The 20,218-nt window shown below is 56.5% G+C and carries 14 protein-coding genes, 1 tRNA gene and 1 riboswitch; of the genes, 10 read left to right on the forward strand and 5 right to left on the reverse strand.

Annotated features, from left to right (window positions below; translation table 11 throughout):
* Positions 1–265 precede the first annotated feature (265 nt).
* The 7 genes from VPK24_RS05100 (at position 266) to VPK24_RS05130 (ending at position 7,831) form a co-directional block, all read left to right on the forward strand.
* Positions 266–901: a DUF3038 domain-containing protein gene (locus VPK24_RS05100; protein WP_393011014.1), complete on the forward strand. Its 636-nt coding sequence runs from the start codon at positions 266–268 to the stop codon at positions 899–901.
* Entirely contained in the window at positions 898–2,370 is a 1,473-nt protein-coding gene (locus VPK24_RS05105; protein WP_393011015.1) for a DUF4335 domain-containing protein, read from the forward strand. The genes VPK24_RS05100 and VPK24_RS05105 overlap by 4 nt, the downstream gene beginning before the upstream one ends.
* An 86-nt stretch (positions 2,371–2,456) precedes the next feature.
* On the forward strand, positions 2,457–3,785 hold the full coding sequence (locus tag VPK24_RS05110; RefSeq protein WP_393011016.1) for a CAP domain-containing protein: 1,329 nt from the start codon (positions 2,457–2,459) through the stop codon (positions 3,783–3,785).
* A 174-nt stretch (positions 3,786–3,959) separates the two neighbouring features.
* Positions 3,960–4,835, forward strand: coding sequence for an aldose epimerase family protein (locus tag VPK24_RS05115; protein WP_393011017.1), 876 nt, complete (start codon positions 3,960–3,962; stop codon positions 4,833–4,835).
* Positions 4,836–5,148: 313 nt separating this feature from the next.
* Complete coding sequence (locus VPK24_RS05120) at positions 5,149–6,612, forward strand: AAA family ATPase (protein ID WP_393011018.1); 1,464 nt, start codon at positions 5,149–5,151, stop codon at positions 6,610–6,612.
* Positions 6,609–7,580 (forward strand): hypothetical protein, encoded by a 972-nt coding sequence (locus VPK24_RS05125; protein ID WP_393011019.1) that lies wholly within the window; start codon positions 6,609–6,611, stop codon positions 7,578–7,580. Before VPK24_RS05120 ends, VPK24_RS05125 begins: the two co-directional genes overlap by 4 nt.
* Before the next feature lie 178 nt (positions 7,581–7,758).
* Positions 7,759–7,831 (forward strand) — tRNA-Thr (locus tag VPK24_RS05130).
* 41 nt (positions 7,832–7,872) lie between these two features.
* Here VPK24_RS05130 and VPK24_RS05135 read toward each other — a convergent pair.
* The 3 genes from VPK24_RS05135 to murG all read right to left on the reverse strand — a co-directional run bounded on the left by VPK24_RS05135 (position 7,873) and on the right by murG (position 12,654).
* Complete coding sequence (locus tag VPK24_RS05135; RefSeq protein ID WP_393011020.1) at positions 7,873–9,549, reverse strand: glycosyltransferase family 39 protein; 1,677 nt, start codon at positions 9,547–9,549, stop codon at positions 7,873–7,875.
* Positions 9,550–9,634: 85 nt separating this feature from the next.
* On the reverse strand, positions 9,635–11,566 hold the full coding sequence (locus VPK24_RS05140) for a hypothetical protein (protein WP_393011021.1): 1,932 nt from the start codon (positions 11,564–11,566) through the stop codon (positions 9,635–9,637).
* The gene (murG, locus tag VPK24_RS05145; RefSeq protein WP_393011022.1) at positions 11,563–12,654 is read right to left on the reverse strand and encodes an undecaprenyldiphospho-muramoylpentapeptide beta-N-acetylglucosaminyltransferase; all 1,092 of its coding nucleotides are present in this window, start codon (positions 12,652–12,654) and stop codon (positions 11,563–11,565) included. The genes VPK24_RS05140 and murG overlap by 4 nt, the downstream gene beginning before the upstream one ends.
* A 132-nt stretch (positions 12,655–12,786) precedes the next feature.
* Between murG and VPK24_RS05150 the strand changes: the two genes are divergently transcribed.
* Positions 12,787–13,593 (forward strand): nuclear transport factor 2 family protein, encoded by an 807-nt coding sequence (locus VPK24_RS05150; RefSeq protein ID WP_393011023.1) that lies wholly within the window; start codon positions 12,787–12,789, stop codon positions 13,591–13,593.
* Positions 13,594–13,654: 61 nt separating this feature from the next.
* On the opposite strand, the gene VPK24_RS05155 is transcribed toward VPK24_RS05150, so the two are convergent.
* Positions 13,655–16,558 carry a two-partner secretion domain-containing protein gene (locus VPK24_RS05155; protein WP_393011024.1) on the reverse strand — a complete coding sequence of 968 codons (2,904 nt, stop codon included), beginning with the start codon at positions 16,556–16,558 and terminating at the stop codon, positions 13,655–13,657.
* A gap of 378 nt (positions 16,559–16,936) precedes the next feature.
* Positions 16,937–17,401, reverse strand: a complete 465-nt coding sequence (gene smpB / locus VPK24_RS05160) for an SsrA-binding protein SmpB (protein WP_099532473.1) — start codon at positions 17,399–17,401, stop codon at positions 16,937–16,939.
* Positions 17,402–17,942: 541 nt separating this feature from the next.
* Positions 17,943–18,098: riboswitch (Glutamine riboswitch) on the forward strand.
* 39 nt (positions 18,099–18,137) lie between these two features.
* On the opposite strand from smpB, the gene VPK24_RS05165 reads away from it, so the two are divergent.
* Both VPK24_RS05165 and VPK24_RS05170 read left to right on the forward strand, forming a co-directional pair.
* The gene (locus VPK24_RS05165) at positions 18,138–18,605 is read left to right on the forward strand and encodes a DUF4278 domain-containing protein (RefSeq protein WP_393011026.1); all 468 of its coding nucleotides are present in this window, start codon (positions 18,138–18,140) and stop codon (positions 18,603–18,605) included.
* 562 nt (positions 18,606–19,167) lie between these two features.
* The gene (locus VPK24_RS05170) at positions 19,168–20,115 is read left to right on the forward strand and encodes an ion channel (RefSeq protein ID WP_393011027.1); all 948 of its coding nucleotides are present in this window, start codon (positions 19,168–19,170) and stop codon (positions 20,113–20,115) included.
* Positions 20,116–20,218: the final 103 nt, after the last annotated feature.

Consider the following 20,218-nt stretch of genomic DNA (forward strand, 5'->3'; position numbering starts at 1 on the left):
TCAGTATCGCTGAATTGCAGGGCTGAATTTTGCAGCCGATCGTCCGGTGGGTGGTGATTACGGGATGATTGCAGGATCGTTAAGGGTACGATCACCCAAGTGGCATAGGCTTTCCGATCCTCCCCGATCGCCCCAGGGCCCTAGGGTCTTTGCCTGGGCGGGATTGCCCCCATCCCCCGCACGGACAATTGGACGGATTGACCGATGGATCGAAATGATTTTCTAATCAATGGTTTCATTGAATTGCTGATGTGATTCTGTGCTGATGACTTCTTCGAGTGCAATGTTTGCCGATCGATCGCCTGTTTCCGCAGATTCACCGGAGATCCCGCCGATTTTAGAGCGGTTGCCCAACCCGCCCGTGAAAGATGGCGAATGTCCCCGGCGGGCCCGCCAACAACTGGACTTGATGCTCCTGGCGATCGAAGCCCTCGATCTCAGCGGGTCTGAGGCCATTCTTTACTGTGCCCAAGAGCTGGGAATCACGAGCGTGATTGGCACAAAGGTTAACCTGTGGCGACTGCGAGCCACGAATCCTTTGCGGCGGGCGGTGCAACGGCGGCCCCTCAGCTTGAATGAGGCTAAGGCTCTGACCACGATTGTGGTTTATTTGGCCAAGCGGCTGACGGTGCTGATTCGGCAATTACTTCTGGCTTGCGAGCGGCTGGAGGAGCAGGATCTATCCTTCGAGCACCATTTTCGGCTGGCGGATTATCTGGAGCGGTTTCGGGCCCACTTCCGGGCCCGGATGAATCCGCGCCGATCGGCCGTGACGGTTTACAACACCGACGAGGCCCTGAATACCCTGGCCCTCCGCTTGCTGGAACAGTTACTGTACTGCTCGTCAACGGCGGGGCTGGAACGCTTTTGGATCAGTTTGTTTGACGGAGAAGTGGCGTGACAATTCAACGACAGTACAGCTTGCCCAATTGTGTCCTGACCCTGGAGGGCATGGATTCATTGGCGGAGGTGGGGGAAGCAAGGCCGACTTTATCGGTGCTGTTGACGGTGAATTGTCAGTTTCCTGCCCATGGCCAGGGATTTTTGTGCGATCGCAGCTTTTTTGAGCGGTTTGCCCAGGTGGTGAGTCAATACGCCCAGGGTTGCTTCAGCGGCATTCAATCGCCCCAGTTACCCACAGCGATCGATCCCAGTCAGCCTAATGTGGCGGTTGTGCCGGCTGATGGGGGCAAACATCGGCTGTCAGTGATGCCACCGCCGAATCCGGAGGGGCCCGGCGATGGCCCGCCGCAGCCGATCGAGCTATTGCTGACCCCGCTGCAACTGTTTGATTTGGTGGAAACGATCGACCAGTTCTATGGCGATCCCAAAACCTTGCCCGACATCCAGCAGGTGTTTTCACCGGTGTCTCGTCATGACCTGGTGCAGGCGGAACCGCTGGTGCAACGGGCGGCTCCCGTGGCCTTGGGCGCGTCCGGGCTGGCCGTGGCGGCGGGATTGTTGTTTATGCTGCCCGTGCCCAAGGTGCAACAGCCCAAGGATGTGTTGCGGCCCACGCCCACACCCACGCCTCAAAATCAGTCGGCCTTGCCCTCGCCGGCCACCGCACCCAACCCCGCCAAACCCCAGCCCCAAACCCGATCGCTCCCGGCGGCATCCCCAACCAGCACGAGTGCAGCCATTCCCCCCTCATCGGTTTCAGTGCCCTCGCCCTTGGCCGGAGAAGGAGCCGATACGCTGTTGACTCCCGCCAAGCCGGTGACGGATCCCAAACAGTTGGCGGCCTTGGAGCGATATCTCCTCGGCCAGTTGGATCAGGCTTGGACCGATCGCCAGAATTTGGCCCTGACCCTGAACTACCGGGTGAGCGTGGGCGAGGATGGCTCGATCGTGGGCTATTTGCCAGAAAACGCCATGGCCCAAGAGGCGATCGCCCGCACGCCGTTGCCCAAATTGCTGTTTAAGCCCCTCGATCGGGCTAATACCGGGGAACCCCTAGCCACCTTCCAGGTCTCCTTCAGCGCTGCCCAGGGGGTGCAAGTGATTCCCATGGAATCGGTGAATGCCAGTAATGCCGCTGTCAACCGAATTCAGAATCCCAGCCTCAGCGACGCGATCGCCCGTGAAACTGCCCGCGCCCAGCTCGAAAAGAGCTTGCGAACCGCCTGGCAGGGCAAATCTGCGCCCAGTATGCCCCTGATGTATGACGTGCGCACCAACGCTGTTGGCATCGCCGTAGACGCGGATCCCGCCAATCGCAATGCGGCCCAAAAACCCTTCCCCCTGGGCCCATTGCTGAACCCGGCCGCCAGCGCCATCAAAGGCGACAACGGCAAGGTGCAACTGGCTCCCTTGGCTCAGTTTCGAGTGGTTTTTTGGCCCGACGGGTCGATCGATGTGCGTTCCTAACCTGATTCCTGGGAATTTCTTGGGTATGTTGGCCTTGGGGTTAGGTCGATCGCTGGGTCGATCACTGGGTTAATGGCTGAGTTGATTTGGCTCAAGCACCCACACCGACTCGATCGACCCAATCCCAATCCTCCATTCCCCTGGTGTTCCTAGCTATGGCTGGTCTTTCTCCCGAAGGATTTTTTGATCTGAGTACCGGTAACGATAACTACACCGTTCCGGCCAACCTGCTTGCCACTGCCCCCCAAGGATTGCGGGCCCTGGAAGGCGCAGACAGCGTTCAAGGTTCCGAAGGGGGTGATTTTATCTATGGCAACTTGGGCAACGATCGGCTGCGGGGCAACGGTGGAAACGACAGCCTGTTGGGCGGTCGCGACCAAGACGACCTCGATGGCGGACTGGGGGATGACCTCGTGGCTGGGAACTTGGGTAACGATTGGGTTGTGGGTGGCGACGGCAACGATACGCTAGTGGGAGGGCGCGATTCCGATCTGCTCCTGGGCGGGGCAGGTGATGATTTCCTGAGCGGCGATTTGGGCAGCGATGTGCTGATCGGTAGCGCAGGAACCGATACCTTCAGCCTGCGGGGTGATGCCACCGGCCTCAGCGATGTGGATGTGGTGTTGGATTTTGATCCCACGATCGATCGCCTGCAACTCAACAATCTGAATGCCAGCGATATGCGCTTCCAAGCCACCAGCTATTCCCTCAGCCTCTTGGTCACCCTCCTGCAAGGCAGCAGCGGCAGCTTGCCTCCGGGTTTAACCCTGCCGGCCAATGCCACCGCCGCCACCATTCGCCAAACGATCCAGAGCACCGTGGGCGTGGACATTGATCCCGACGGCGACGGCTCCATTACCGGCACGCTAGTGACCAATGCGGCCGGTCAAGAAATTGCCTTCTTTTTGGGGGCTGCCCCCGATGCTGTGGCCCGCGCGGCCGGGGGCAACACCAACAACGGTGGCGGAACCAGCGGTGGCGGAACCAGCACCTTCATTAACGACATCCTCACCACCCACAACAGCTACCGATCGGCGGTGGGCGTTGCCCCTCTCACTTGGTCAGACTCCCTGGCCAAGGATGCCCAGGCCTGGGCGAACCAATTGGCATCCACCGGAGCCTTTAACCATGCCCAAAACACCGGCCAGGGCGAAAATTTAGCCCGAGGAACCAGTGGAGCCTATTCCACCAAAGCGCTGGTGGATTTGTGGGGAGCCGAAAAGCAGTTCTTCAAGCAGGGAATTTTCCCCAATGTCAGCACCACCGGCAATTGGGCCGATGTGGGACACTACACCCAAATCGTTTGGCGCAACACAACGCAAGTGGGCTGCGGTTTGGCCTCGGGCGGTGGTAACGATACCTTGGTTTGCCGCTATTCGCCGCCGGGGAATTTCACCGGCCAAGCCCCGTTCTAGTAGCAAGGCAAGCTGATTTTGATCGGTCAAGCCCAATGGCTGTTGCCGCCGCCAAACTGTTAGGCAGCAAGGAGCTTAAGCCCCTTGTGATGACGACTGACCCCGCAACCTTGACCCTATGAACTAGGGCAGCTCCGCTCTAGAATCTGCCATTCATTCAGGATTCAGAACCTCATGTTTCAAGTTGAAGAATTAGCTGAACGGTGGCCGGTCTTTCGCTTGACCGATGGGGCTGCCCAGTCCGTTTTGGAAGTGGTTCCCGATCGCGGCGGCATCATCACCCGCTGGGCAATTCAGGGCCAAGAGTTGCTCTATCTCGATCGTGATCGCTATCAAGATCCCAACCTCAGCATTCGTGGCGGGATCCCTATTCTGTTTCCCATTTGTGGGAACTTGCCGGACAATCGCTATCAGCTACCCACCGGGGAAGCAGGCATTCTCAAGCAGCATGGTTTTGCGCGAGATTTGCCTTGGATGGTCACTGGCTCCGACTTGCGCGACGCAGCGAGCATTACCCTTACCCTCGATGCTACACCCACAACCCTAGCCATTTATCCCTTTCAGTTTCGATTGGACTTCACCTATCGATTGCAGGGCAATCAGTTAGAAATTATTCAAAATCATCACAACTTGGGCGATCGACCCATGCCCTTTTCTTCTGGGTTGCATCCCTATTTCAACGTGACTAATAAATCAGCCCTAGCGATCGATCTTCCTGTTACTGAATATTTCGATCAAAAGCGCCAATCAACTGGGGCGTTTGATGGCACTTTGGATTTTGAGCAAGATGAATTAGATCTGCGATTTCCTGTGGTCGATCGTCTGTCGGCCACGGTCACAGATTGTCAGCAACAACAAACCCTCAGCCTGAAGTTTGATGCCAGTTACCGCACTCTGGTGTTCTGGACTTTGAAGGATAAACCTTTCTATTGCTTGGAACCTTGGACCGGGCCGCGCAACGCCTTAAACACAGGCGAACAACTGCTGTGGCTTGATCCCGGTGCGACCCACACCAATCAGGTGCGCTTGCAACTGCAACATAACGGCTAAAACATAGCCTCTCAATGGCTGTCCTTGATATGGTCACTTCCCGATAAGTTCTTGATTGATTTGCGATCAAAACACATTGATCGCGAGCATTCACGGGCCATTCACCGGCAATGGGCCGATAAGGCGGTGGTAAGGCATCAGCAAGATTTGTGACCATTGCCAATTCATAATCGGAAGGGTCAATAGGATAAGGTTTCGAAAGGGTTAATTTTAAGAAGGGTTAACCCAAGGGGCTTGGCGCAAACAATCGTTCAAGACATGTCACAATTGCCACAGGCTGTGATTTGCCCCAATGCTTTTTCCTTGACCTCCCATGATGCTAACGCCCGAGGAGTTTCAGCAACAATGGACAGCCCTGCTCGATCGGGTGGAAACCTGCACCACGGAAAAAGCCCTAGAAGATCGAGTTTTGACCCCGCTGCTGATGCTGCTCGGCTATGACAAAGCCGATGTGGCCCAACAGGTTCTCTTTGGGCGTAAACGAGTTGATTTTTTAGTCAAGGCCCAGCAAGCGGCTCCCTCTAGCCACTATTTGGTCATTGAGGCAAAAGCGCCCCACAAATCGATCGCCCACAATAGCTGGCAACTGCGGGAATATCTCCGTGAATCGGGCAGTTTGTTGGGCCTATTAACCAATGGCAATCAGTTCAAGTTGCTCTATAACGATGGCAGGGCAATTCACATTCTGTGGGAGTTTGAGCGAGCCGATCTTTACAATAACTATCGGCTGCTGGGATCGTTGCTGTGGCAGCGCAATTGCGATCGGGTCATGGCCGCCTTTGCCGATAGCCATCGAAAGGTTCATCACCAATTCATTCGGGCGATCGCGCGGCTTTCTCACGATCCCAAAATGATGAACCTTTCGGCGATTCACGATCGTCAAACCTCAGACCCAGAACCTCAACGGCGAGAGTCTATGATTATCACGGTTTTTAACAACAAGGGTGGAGTCGGTAAAACGACACTCACCATCAACTTAGCCGCTGCCTTAAGCCAAATGGGCAAGCGAGTTTTGCTGATTGATATTGATGCTCAGGCGAATTTAACCACCGGTCTCGGAATTGACCCCCTTGAAGATATTGAAAAAGCGGGACGCAAGGATATTACCCACCTGCTGACGGAACCCAAAACCACGGCCGCCTCCGTCACCATCAGCAAACGTTGGGGCAATGTGACTTTGGATGTGATTCCTTCCCATATTCGGCTCAGCAATATGGAGAATCAGCTCATTCAGTTAGTGGATAGCGATCGAATCCTGGCCAAAAAACTCAAAAACCATGACTATGATTTTGTATTCGTTGACCCACCGCCCTCCTTTGGGAAAGTTAACCGAATTTCCCTGATGGCTTCGGCGGGAGTTCTGGTTCCCACGCAGCTTTCCCCCTATCCCATTCGTGCCTTGGAATATGTGTTCAGCCAAGTGGAAGAGGTGGGGCAATTCCGAGAAACACCTCTGCCGATTGTGGGCATTGCCGTCAGTATGTATGATCGCCAGTCCAAGACCTTTAATCAAGCGATGGTAGATGATTTAAACGCCAAGCTTGATCGGCTCCCGGGGGGCGATCGCACGGCGCTCTTCCGCGAGAAAACTTGGGTTCCTCGGTTAAATGTTTTGTCCAAATCCCAGTCGAAAGGCTATCCTCTTTGCGCGGCTGATTTTGACGAGGATCTGGGATCTCAGGATCGCAATTCCGTTGAAAATGCCCTGGCAGCCTTTGAGAATTTGGCCAAAGAATTGATTCAAAAAGTTAGTGTTGACGTTGAACCTAACCCATGAGCGATTATCAAGAACGTCGCCGCCTGATTCGCGAAAATTTGAAGATTCAACCCGTTAACCATGGTCAGGTTCATACCTGTTTGGTGGGAATGCGATCGCAGCCGGAAATTTCACCCGATCGCTATGAGGAACTGCGGTGGAGTTTGCAGAATCACAACAGCAATTTGATCCCGATTTTGGTTCGCCGCACCGATCAGCTTGGGGATGAAGTGGAATATGAGGTGATCCATGGGGCTGATTGGGTGGTGGTGGCCAATGATTTAGACATTGGGATGCTTTGGGCTTGGGTTTTTGACCTGAGTGATGCGGAAGCGGCATTAGCCCAAGAAGAGCTGGCGGTTTTGTTAGGGGGCGATCCCCCTCCGGCCTCGATTGCCAACCCCGACCCCGACCCTCAGGCAGTTGTGGAACCAGGCATCGATCCAACCTTTAGCCAGCGCCTGGAAGAACAATTAACCCAACGGTTGGAGCAACTCCTTGATCAAAAACTAACCCAGTCTCTTGCGGGAGTGACCGTTGCCGATCGCCAGGCTTTGGGGGATGCCAACTCAGCGCAAACATTGGCCAAGCTAGAAAGCCAAATGACCGATCTCAGCCAACAGTTGGCAAACCTTAGCCAGACTGGGAACCCGATCGCGCAGCCACAGCCACCCGGCCCCACGAGCGAAACCAGCTCCAGCAGCGCCGCACAGGAAATAGTTGCCTCTTTGGAGCGATCGATCCATCGCCTTTGCGAAGTGGTGACCGAAGGATCAAAAATCACCCTGACGATCGAGCCGCCGGCCAAGTCGCCAGCCCAAGTTCTTGATCCCCAAGAAGCCGAACTGCGGAAAATTTACAGTGCGGTTGCGTTGACCAAGCTCAAAATCCTCGCCAGAGATAAGGGGATTGCGGTCAGCAGCAAGGCGAAGGCTGAGGAAATTATTGAGGCCCTGATTGAATCCCATCGCCCATCGGCCGCGCCCTAGGCTCAATTACATCTAGCCTTGGGCTAGTGCTGAGTGAGGACGGGTAACACTTGGCGCACAAGACTTGGCAAGATCGATCGGGGCAGTTTCCGCAAACTTCATCAAACTTCATCGCCACCCTTGAAGCGTGATCGGTTGTGGGTTAAAGTATCAAACGTCATCCCCAGAATGGCCAATCGCTGGCGTAGCTCAGTTGGTAGAGCAACTGACTTGTAATCAGTAGGTCAGGGGTTCAAGTCCCCTTGCCAGCTTCTAAATCGGGTTAATCAGGCAGCTCCATGATCGGGCCGGTCTAAGAGTCCTTGGTGGCTTCTAGCAGTTGTCCTCGCTCAACGGTGGGGGTAATTTGCCAACCCCGACTCTGTAAGGATTCCAGGATTTCGCGGGAGGGGCGATAAAGCCAAACCCGATCGCCCAAGGGCCGGCCTGCCAAATCAGCAGGCGATCGCAAAAATAGAAACTGCACGGCGGGATCGGTGCGATAGCCCAGGCCGATCGCCCGGCCCACCTTTTCCGGCCCCGTCAGCACCCATTGGTTAGGGCGGTTGGCCAGGGCGGCGGCCACCTGACCATCGTAAAAACTGCTGTATTTGTTCCACCAAGTATCCGCTCGCACTATGGCGATGCTGGAAGCAAGGCTAACCGACACCAACAGCACAGTAACGATCTGGCCCAATCGTCGGCCATATTGCCCCGCCAGGGAACGGGAAGCGCGTGGCGTGACCCAAAATTCCGCCAAACTGTAGGCCACTGCCAAAATCACCCCGATCGAGGGGCCCAGCAAAAAACGCGGCACGGTCGATCGCTGTCCCCCATCAATCAAGTCGGGAATTGCCAGGGCCAAAAAGGGCACAGCCAACCCACAAAGCACCAAACATTTCGCCGCTTCATTGGCAAATTGGCAGAGAATTCGGAAACTCCAAACCACCAAGCCGCCCACTGGCAACAGCACGCCCCACCAAACCCAGCTTGCCAACTGGGCTTCGTCCTGGCCCGTTTCCACATTCACCAGCCGATCGCTCGTCAGACCCTGCACATCCGCAAACAAACCCACCAAGCCAATCAACCAGCGCCGGCCGATCGTCAGCCAACCCACATCGCGCCCCACCCAAGCCATGCCGTCAAAGTGGATCAAATAAACCACCAACCAAGGCAAAAAGGCCGCACTACCCAGCGCCGCCGCGATCGCCCAGGCGCGCATTTGACGATTCCAACGAAACCGTTCCAGCCAAGTCATCCACAGCCCATGGCCAAAAATCGTGAGCGCAAAGGTGGGGTGAGCATACAAACCCAGGGCGATCGCCCCGCCATAGGCCAGCCATCCCCGTTGCACCCGTCGCAGTCGGCCCGCCGGGTCAAAGGCGCGGGACTCATGCCAGGCCCGCTGCACCCGCACCAACAGGGCCCCGGACACCAACACCAACAACACCACTAGGCTATATTCCCGGGCCTCTTGGGCATAGACCAAGTGCAGCGGTGACAGACTCAGCAGCAAAACCGACAACAACGCCACGGCCCAAGAGCGGAAGAGTTCCCAGGCCAACCAAACCATGGCCGGAAAAGTGAGCCAACTGATCAGGGCAGCAGTGAGGCGAATTTGATCGATCGCCCGGCCGCCAAACCCAGCCAACACCCTGGCAAATCCATAGAACAGGGGTGGATGTTGGGGATTGTCCGTGGCCAGGGCCACGGTGGTGGCTCGCAAGCCCTCCAGCAGATTTTGATTGGCGGGCAGGGTTTGGAACTGCATCAGGTCGGCCATGGTCACCGGCTGGCGATCGCTGGCGGCCCGGGTGGCCCAAGCCACGGCGGTTTCCTTGCCCACGCCGGCCACCCGCATGGCGCTATGGATTTCATCAATCCAGTGAAATTTCTGGGGCAAGTTGGTGACCCGCAAACCCAGGCCCAGCCCGATCGCCAGAACCAAAACCAGGGACAGCAGCCAGCTCGATCGTCTTAGGGCATACATGGCAAGGTTAGGGGCAACGGCAAAGGGGCAAAATCGCTCATGTCTAGCGGTGCTCAGCGAAATCAGGCGGGTGGCCGAGGGCTAATCAACGGCTGGCCTCGGTGGCCACCTTGGCTAGGCATTTCGCATCGAGAACCACCAAATCCGGTTGTTGATAGGCCTGGCAGGGGTGATCGGGGGCTAAAAAGCTGCTCAGGGCTGGCTTTTCGCCGCGATTGAGGTGATCGAGCGCCTCCTGTTGCACCGGCTGAAATTGGCGTAACCAGCGGTTGGCCCGCCGCTCCTTTGCGCTCAGGTAATCGATCGTGAAGGTATCGCGATCGAGCAGCCAAAAATCAATACTGTATTGCTGATTGAAGGCCAACACCGCTGCCAGATTTGGGCTATAGAGCGCTTGCAGCAGATCCATCATCCGTTGCCGAAACAAGCGGTAATAGCCCCAGTGGTAAGGAATGGCATATTCACGGGCCACCAGAACCGATCGCCCGGCAAAGGTGGGCAGATTATCGGCCTCTTTGGCCAAGGACGCAACCCGCAGATCCACCGGCTGGGTCGCAAAAAATTGGTACAGGCCCGGCGATTCTCCCGCCACGTAGTTGGCCTTGGGAAAGCGTTTCAGGCTGAGGGGATAGAGCACTGCACCGCTGAATAGCCCGATCGCCAAGAGCACCGCCAAAAAGCGTTTGAACCCTCGGCCAAAGCCTGAGGCTGGGGGCATGGTTGGGGTTGAGTCTGAGCTAGGGAATGGGGCGTGGGCTTCGGGGTTGGTGAATTTGGCGCTGATCACTGGATCGGTTAAGCCAGGACGCGATCGCCCAGCGCCCAAGAGCTGATCCAGCAGCAGCGTCAACACCAAGGCCGCCGCGATCGGCAACATCATCCGAATGCTGTGTTGGGTGTAGCGACCGGGCAAATGGAGCCGAAACAACAGCAAATGGGCCAAGGTATAGCAACCGATGCCAGAGGCGAGCCAAATGGGCAACAGAGCCAGGCGATCGCTCAGTTGTTGACCCAAACGCCAGCGATCGCGCTGCCACCAGGCCACCGGCAACAGCAACCCCAAAACCAAGGTGGCCGGTGTGAATGGATCCTTGGGCAACAGGCTGCTGCGTTGCCCCAAAATCCAAAAGTCAAACCAGTTGTCATCAAAAAAGTTGGCCCGGCCGCTGGAGAAAAATTCCGGGAGTGATCGCGCTTGGCTGACGGTCACCACGGGGCCATAGTCCGAAGCTTGCAGGGCATAGAGACCCAGAACAGCGATCCCCGCAATCCCACCGCCCAGGGCCAAGCGATCGCGCCGCTGAGTCAGGGTGGCGGCGGGGCCCCAAGGGCTGGCAATTAGCGATCGCAATCCGGCCGGCCACTGCCAGCGCCAGCGCCAACACCAGTCGATCGCCAAGATGCCCAAGGCTACCAGGACGTATTGGGGATAGAACAGGCCCAGCAGCCCGATCGTGCCCAAAACCCAACCCAGGCTGGATCGTACCCAACCCCAAGCAAAGGCTAAAAACAGCGGGTAGAGGAACGATCGGGGGGTGGCGGAAGCCAAGTCATCAGTCATGGCCAGCACTTGACTGGTGAGCACCGATCCCAAAAATCCGGCCACCGGAATCGGCAACAGGGCCGTGGTTAAACCAAAGGCCAACCCCGCCACCACCAACCCCAGCCCGATCGGCAGAATTTTGCTCACCGCCAGCGGATTCAACCCCGCCCAAGCCAGCAACCGGTAGAGGGTGCGATAACCTTCCGGGGCCACGGATTGGAAATAGTCCGCAATCCAATCCTGAGGAAAGAGGGTGGGGTCTAGCCAGCGCTGCATCCAAAACACATGCTGGCGAGCATCGTCTTGGACAATGTAGGGGCCGCCTGTAGCCTGGCGATAGCCGGCCCAGCCAATGGCCAGGGCGATCGCCCCGCTGGCCAACAGCCAGCCCCACCAATCGCGCCGTTGGGGCTGGGCCGGAAACAGCCAGCACCGGAGCCGATCGCTCCAAGGGGTGAACCGTGGGGCCGTCATGGGCGGCGGGCTGCGCGGTCGATCGCCGCCGTCATTAATTGGGCTAACTGGGTGGCACTGTCGGGTACAGCCAGGGCACGGGCCCGCTGGGCCATGGTGTCCAGGCGCGATCGATCTGCCAACAGCTCCAAAACCAAATCCCGTAGGCGATCGGGAGACAGTTGCCCCTGAGGAAACACCTGTGCTGCCCCCGCTTCCACAAAGACCTGTGCATTAAACGTTTGGTGATCATCCGCTGCAAAGGGATAGGGCACCAAAATCGAAGGGGTAGCGGTGGCGGCCAATTCCGTTAGCGTGCCTGCACCCGATCGACTAACGGCCAAATTGGCCCGCCCCAGCAGGCTGGCCATATCGTCATAGAAAGGAAGGGCAATGTATTGGGGATGTTCCAAGCTGGCCGCATCCGGATCCCGATCGCCCGTTAAATGCACCACCCAAGCCCCCATCGCAAACCAAGCCGCCGCCACTTCCCGCACCAACCGATTCAGGGCCACGGCCCCTTGGCTGCCGCCGGCCACCACAATCAACGGCGCGTCCTCCGGCACGGGCAAGGCCAGCGGTTCCGGCTTCCAGAATCGATCGCGGGCCGGTGTGCCGGTACAGAGGGCCGCAATTTTTCGTTGGCGTAACCGCTGGGCCGCCGCCTCAAATCCCACGGCCACCGTGTCGCACCAGGGGCCAAACCAGCGCGTGACCCGGCCAGGAATGGCGTTGGACTCGTGTAACACCACGGGCAACCCGAGCGATCGAGCGGCCACAATGGCCGGCCCGGCAATATAACCGCCGGTGGTCAGCACGCCAGCAAACTGCCCTCGCTGCAACAGCCGACGCACCGCAAAGACAGACTTCACCAAGCCATAGGCCGTGGACAGGGTTTTCCAGCCCAATCGCTCCTGAAAACCGGTCACCGGAATGGTGTGCAATGGGAAGCAATCGGGCACAAGCTTTGTTTCCAGGCGATCGGGCACACCAAGCCACTCGATCGTCCATCGATCGGTCAACTCTTGGGCCGCCGCCAGCGCCGGGAACAGATGCCCCCCCGTGCCACTGGCGGCCACTAACAATCGCTGTGGGGCGGTTGCTGCCAAACCGTTTCTCTCTTTCAACCGCTACAATCGGACAGGCAAGGTGGGAATTGATCCCAAAGCGACGCGATCCGGCCGATCGCCCCCCTTGAGTCATCAATCCGGCCACTTCCCGACTTCCTAAATTATCATTCCATGCTTCTTCGCGCTTGTTACGTCTTGGGAAATCAACAACCGATCCAGCGGGCTAGCCGGTGGGGACTTGCCCTAGGAGCCGGCCTGCTGATGGCCATGGGCACTGCCGTCAACCCCGCCGCTGCTGTGACGATCGATCCCAGCGTGCAAGCCCTGTTGAGCGACATCGATCGCGCCGCCAGCGCCAAAGATGCCGGTTTGCTGCAACGGTTCGCCCCCAACTTCCGCAGCGCCGATGGCCTCAGCCGCGACGAGTTGGGCCGCTCCCTTAGTCAGTTTTGGCAATCCTTTGATCAGGTGACCTACAGCACCACCGTTGAAAAGGCCGATCGCGATCGGGACACCTGGATTCTCGAAACCCGCACCGACATCACGGCCACCAAAGCCAACACCACCCTCGGGCCCGCTAAGTTGGTCACGGAAGTGCGGGCCCGCCAAACCATTCAAAACGGCCTGGTGATCCGTCAAGAACTGCTTGATGAGCGCACCACCACCCAATGGGGCAGCAAACCACCCCGCGTGAGGGTGCGGCTGCCAGAGCGAGTGCGCCCGGGGGATACTTACACCTTCGATGCGATCGTTCAAGATCCGTTGGGCGACACCCTGTTGGCTGGCAGTGCGATCGATACGCCTGTGCGCCCGGAACTGTATGCCATTCCCCAAAATGCAGCCCTAGAACCCATTTCTGCTGGAGGGCTGTTCAAGGTGGGGCGCGCGCCCAACAGCCCAGGGTCTCGCTGGATTTCCGCTGTTTTGGTGGGTCCCGAGGGCATGACTTGGATTACGGAACGATTGGAAGTGCGCTAGGTAGAAGTGCGCTAGGAATTTGTAGGTATTGGGCAACTAGCCTGATGGGGCTTGGGTTGGATTAGTGGGACTGGCGGAGTTGGCGACAGCTCAACGGGAAACCCAACTGGGGCGTTGCCGGATTGGCCACAAGGGCGATCGAACCGTTGGCCCGAGTTACCCAACCTTGGGCTTCAATAATTGGCTCAGAAACTGGCTCAGATGCTGACTCAGAAATTGACTCAGATGCTGACTCAGAAAGCGCTGCGGCAGGCACTGGGCGATCGGGCAAATTCGGGGCGATCGCCCGATCAGGAGTACCCGTCGCCTCCCCCGTCAGATTACCGCCCAACCACCGCACATCATCCCAATAGGCCCCCGCACTGCTGGCTGGCTGATCGGGTTCCGCCGGTAACCCCCCTCGCCCCGTCACCACAAATCGGTTACCCTCGTCCGCTGCGCAACCGATAATAATCGCTGCCGTTGGATCCAAGGTGTCTTCTGGTAAATCAATGAACCCCGACTCATCATTGAAGTTTTGGGTGTTGATCTGCACTGCACCGCTGAAATTCGCTCCCAGCCCCGAAGTGGCTGTGATGTCGCTTTGGGGGGTGAGCTGCTGTCGAAAGGCCGTTCCCACAACCGTATCCGCCTGAATTTCAACGCGCCCGCCCCGCCCCGCCTGAGCATTGGCCGTGATATCGCTGTTTTGTAGGGCTGCCAGGGAAGAAAGCTGAAACCGGATGTTGCCACCGTCACTGCGCACAGCATTGGTGGCGATCGAGCTGCCGGCCAACATTTGCAGTGTGTTCACTTGCACATCAATGTTGCCCCCACGGCCGGAGGCGGTGTTGGCGGTGATATTGCCGCTTTCCAGGCGTAGGCGATCGCCCGTGATGCTGAGGCTGCCCGCATCCCCCGTCAGGCTGCTGTTGACGGCAATTTCTCCTTGGTTGCGAATCACCAAATCGCCCACTTGCAGGTTCAAGCTGCCGCTGTTGCCCGTGGCGGTAATTTGGGGCAAATCTGCCCGCCCGGAAACCGCCAACAGCCCGCTGCGGAAACCATCGGCCGATTGCCCACTAATCTCCATGCGATCGGCCTTGATGGTGATGTCTCCCCCTTGTCCCAATCCCAGCGAAGAGCTAGAGAGGGTTGCGCCGCCCAAAACCCGCAAAAATGGCGTTTCAATTAACACGTTGCCGGCCGGATATTCCGTGAAGGTATCGGTGGCAATCCCACTGGAGAACAAGCGATCGCCGGAACTACCAATCAGGTCAATTTGGCGGGCGGCCCGAATCGTGATTTCACCGGGTATCCCTCCCATCTCGAACACCCCGATCCGAATGTTGGCCCCGCTTTGACCCCCAATAAATGCCCCATCACGTACTGTGAGGGTATTGGTTTCAATGAGCATGGCTCCGCCTCGACCATTGCCAGTGATGGTGTTTGTGAAAATCCCACTGGCCACGGAAGCTGCGGGCACGGCATCTTTAATTTCGATGCTGTCTCGGGCTTGCACCGTCAAAGCACCACCGGGGCCGTTGCCTAAATTCACCGTTACCAGCAGCGCTCCCCCCTGCACCAGCAAGGATCCAGCACGAATGGTGAGGGTGCCCCCTTCGCCCGTGGACTCGATAGCATTGCCAGTGCTAATCAGGGAGCCGGCGGCGTTCATTTGCTCGGCATCGATGATAATGTTGCCGCCTCGGGCTGCGCCAAAGGTGGGCGCAAACACAACCGCCCCATCGGCAACTGTGAGATTGCTGGTATTGAGCCGAATGGAACCCCCATTCCCCAGGCCGGCGGTGTTGATGTACAGGCCAGCGATGCGAACTTCGGGGGTAATTTCCCCCACCAAGCTGCCACCAACAATTACCTCGTTCACAAACTGCAATCCCAGGCCGCTGAGGGTGATGGCATCGGTGGCACGAATATCAATGTCGCCGCCCTGGCCGGAGGCAAAGGTGCTGGCGGAGAGGAGGGCGGGCCCTTGGGTGTTGAAGCGGTTGGCTTCAATGACGATCGAGCCACCTCGGCCGGAGCCGCTGGTGTCGGTCACGATCGCGCTGGGCTGTTGGCCGGTGGGATCAATGCCCGCCACCACCACTTGATTAGCCCCGATCGCGATTCCTCGGCCGTTCATGTCCCCTTGCGTGAGGGCTGTGACCGTGGAGCCGTTGAGAATCGCCACTTGACCCGCCTGAAGATTCAGCAGGCCACCGCCGGGGCCGCTGGCATCGATCGCGGCTTGCTGATCCAAATTAATCACGCCGCTGCGTTGGGCCGTGCCCGGGCCGATCGGCCCGTTGGTTTGCCAGCGCACTGTGCCACCGGCCGCACTGATCAGATCAATTTGCCCTTGGGGAGCCACGGCCCGCCCGCCTGCCAGGTCGATCGCCCCGCCCACCAACGACAACCGCTGGGTCGGAGCCACCACCAAGCTCCCCAACAGCCGAATCGGAGCCGGTTGTTGTCCTAACTGCAACCCCAAAGGAACCTGGGAAGACAGCAGTGGGGGCCCACCCGATCGCCCCGCATCGAAGGTCACCCCATCACCAAACACCAACCCTTCGGCTGTGCTGGCCCAAAATGCGCCCCCCAGTTGCAACTGGGCATTGGGCCCAAACAGAATCCCGTTGGGATTCAGCAAAAAAAGATTGGTGGAGCCATTGGCCCGAAGCGTGCCCAAAATCTCCGACCCTTGGCTACCGGTCACCCGAGTGATGGCGTTTTGCACCTCTGCGCCCGTGTTGAACCAAGCGGTTATGCCCTCAGGAACCGAAAAGCGCTCAAAGCTGTGGAACAGATTTCCACCCGATCGAGTGCCCCCGTCGATTTGGATGGTGTCGCCCGTGGTTTGGATGCGCGATGGTTCCGGCAATGTGCCATCAGGAGCGATCGGCCCCACTTGGGCCCCGGCAGCGCCTCCCCACAGCCAAACACAACAGCCCGCCGCCAGCCATCTCCGCCGCAAATTTCCCATCGTCCTTTGGATTGGTTTTGGGCCTATTTGACCCGTTTGGCCAAGGCCCCTCCCCAGGAAGATAGCAAACGGCCACCGGGTGCTGAGGTTCCCCGCGTTTGCTGTGTTCACCCGATCGCCAGTTACGAAACAACGCATCCAAAACGCCTCATGGGCGGTCAAGCAAGGAGTCCGCCTTGCTGTGTTATACCAACGGCCCGAGACACACCCGCAAAATCAACCCACTTCAAACGAGCAAGTAACGATCAAATCATGAAAACAAATCATGAAAATTCATGCTCGAAGATTCATGATTGAAATTCATGCTCGAAATCCATGATTGAAATTCATGATCGCAATTCATGGCCAATCAACCATCAAACTAACCGATTAACCGAGCTACCGCTTGAGGGCCCGTTCCATATCGCGCTGATCCTGCTTGCGCTTGAGGTCTTCCCGCTTGTCGTGCAGTTTCTTGCCTCGGGCCAGCCCGATCGCCACCTTGACCCATCCTCCCTTCAAATACATGCGCAAGGGAACCAGGGTCAGCCCCTTTTGATCCACCTGTCCTACCAGTTTGCGGATTTCTTCCTTGTGCAACAGCAGCTTGCGCGTGCGGCGAGGGTCGTGGTTAAAGTAGCTGCCCGTGGTGTCGTGGGGCGAAATATGCACATTCAGCAGCAACGCTTCGCCATTGCGGATGAGGGCAAAACCATCCCTGAGGTTCACCTTGCCAGCCCGAATGGACTTCACCTCAGTGCCCTTGAGTTCAACCCCCGCCTCGTAGGTTGCCAAAATTTCGTACTCGTAGCGGGCTTGGCGGTTGTCAGCGACAATTTTGTACCCACTTTGCTTGTCGGCCACGCTGTTGATTAACCCTCCGTCGCGCTCTGAACCCAATCGGAAATTTGCAGGTTGGTCACTGGACTCAAGCCTGACCGGGATCGATAGGAGGTCTATTCTAACCGCTGATTCATCTCAAGCGGCGCAGTACAGGGATTTTGCAAGATTTGCGAGCCGATGGCGGTGGTGATTAGTGGTGATCGGTAGGGATCAGTGACGATCCATGGTGGTGATAAGTGGGATTGCCCAAAAACTAGGCAAGCAATTGGACAAGAAATTAGACAAGCAATTTAGACAAGAAAGTAAGCAAGGCGGGAACCGATCGACCCTTCAGCAAACTTTTTGCTAGATCATCGCGATCGAATCCTCAACTTGCGATCGATCCATGATGCAGTTTCCAAGGCTCCCGATCGCCCTCAGCAGTTTCCATGCAAGGGTTTTGGGCGAGGGCCAACGGTTCGATCTCCGCCCATTCATCAGCCCCAGCGATCTTTGCTTCACAAAATATTAAGTACCCCTTGACTATTTTGGGCTTAAATCGTATCTTTAGATACAGAAACCAATCGTTCATCTTTCCCCGCTAACACCACAGCTCACAGGTCACCCTTGCAGCCGTTAGTTAGAAAGAAAGACGGAAGTAGGGATTCTAGGTCAATGTCGATTTTGGGTTAAGTCCTAACCACCGATCCACAGCCCGCAAATCCCGAAGGAACGCGCCTCAGTCAGATCCTGAACGCATCTCCTGGAGGCGATCCTCATGAAACTCATTTATCGCGGTGTCCGGTACGACAGCACAGAAACCCCTCTGCCCACGGTAGAAACGGGCCGCACTGGTCGATATCGCGGTTTGGAAGTGCATTTTCGCCATGCCGAAAGCATTCCGCCGCAACCAGTCAATGATCTGACCTATCGGGGTGTCGCCTATCGCACGGGCGCTGAGGCCTTCGCGCCCAGCAGCGTCCCCGCTAGCCGCCCCGTCACTTCGCCGATCAGCCAACCCCTTACCGCAGGTTCTGCTATGTCTACCCAATCGATCTCCGCTCGTGCTCGTGTCCAAATGATGTCCCGTCATCATCAAGCCGCTGCTCGTGAACAACTGGCACTCGATCGCGCAGCAGCCGAATTGGGCCTGGGTCACCTGTCGTCTACTTTCAGCCGCATCCAAGGCAAAATGCAGCACGACATCGCCATTTCTTGCGAACCCAGCTCCGTCGCAATGAGCTAAGCACCCCTTGTTGGGTTTTGGGCCACCCGGAAGTCATCTGGGTTTCGTTGAGTGGTTCCTAAGCTGAATTGTCTCGAACTTGTCTCAAACCTGTTTGTTGTGAACTCTTTCTCGAATGCTGTTCGGTAGAGCAGGGTATCGGTTGAATGAAAGGTTCTGATCCAAGGTGGTTGGCTTACGGGCTGGCTACCTTGGACTCTTTCCTGAATTCGTTCTGGCTGATATTTTGCAAAACCCGCATATTTCAGTGAGCGTTAGCCCCATACCCCCAGTGCTCCTTGAGCAGGCTGGGGGTATTTTTTGGGTTTTTCGGTGACGGAAGACCCTTGCTAAGATGCGGGTGGGAATGGGGCGATCGCCCGTTGGGGCTTTTTCTGTCCCTATCTTTCGGGATTTCTTTCGGAATCTCTTTTTGAAGATTGATTTTTGGAAAATTTCTGAAAATCTATTTTTAGGCATCTATTTTTAGATTTTAAATATTTTATTTTTAGATTTTAAATATTTATTTATCCTTGGGGAGTCTATTTTTCTGGGTCTAGGTCTATCTTCTCTGGGTCTATCTATGTTGAATTTCAAGCGATCGGGTCAAGCTCGTGCTTCCAAAGAACCCCATAGTCAAGTGACTCCCGATCGCAAACGGTTACGCATCGTGCGCATGGGACATCGCTTCCACCCCTGGGAAGATGCTTACCATTTATTACTAACCCTGAGCTGGCCGAAGTTTTGGCTAGCGATTATTGTGGGCTATGGGCTGGCCAATTTCCTCTTTGCCGGGTTATATCTTTTGGAACCCGAAGGAATTGCTAATGCCAAACCGCAATCTTTCATGGATGCGTTCTTTTTTAGTGTGCAAACCATGGCAACGATCGGCTATGGCGCAATGTATCCGGCTAAGCCTTGGACGCAGATACTAACGGCCGTTGAAGCCTTGGTGGGTCTGATGGGATTTTCGGGAGCGACGGGGTTAATGTTTGCCCGATTTTCGCGGCCCACTGCGCAGGTGCGCTTTAGTCAATCGCTCCTGAAAACAACCCATGAAGGTCAACCTGCGTTGCTGTTTCGGATGGCTAATCAGCGGCAGAATCAGATTATTGAAGCCCAGGTGAGTTTAGTTTTCATTGAGGATACGGTCACTCAGGAAGGGGAATATTTACGCAAAATTCAGGACTTATCGTTGGTGCGATCGACTTCACCAATGTTTGCCCTGTCGTGGTTGGTGATACATCGAATTGATCAACAAAGTCCCTTGCTTGGCCGCTCGATCGAGTCTTTGTTTAATAGCAATGCTACCTTTGTGGTGTCCTTGACCGGAATTGATGATGAATTGAGCCAAACGGTTCATGCTCGCCATATTTATGCAATTCCTGATGTTTTAGAAAATCACCGATTTGTGGATATGCTGACCCATCAGCCCAATGGGGTCATTTGTATCGATTACCGATTTTTTGATCAGGTGGAACCGGTGACTCAATTCACACCTAAAATTACACCTAAGATCACTCCCAATTAAAGCAATTGAAAGTAGGTTTCGGGAAAATTTTGCTCACAGCCTGTTGATGCTGATTTCAGCAATCAAAGCTTTAGGATCACAAGCCGCAGCACTGGAAGTTTGA

The sequence above is a fragment of the Limnothrix redekei LRLZ20PSL1 genome (assembly GCF_043235035.1).
GTDB lineage: Bacteria > Cyanobacteriota > Cyanobacteriia > CACIAM-69d > CACIAM-69d > CACIAM-69d.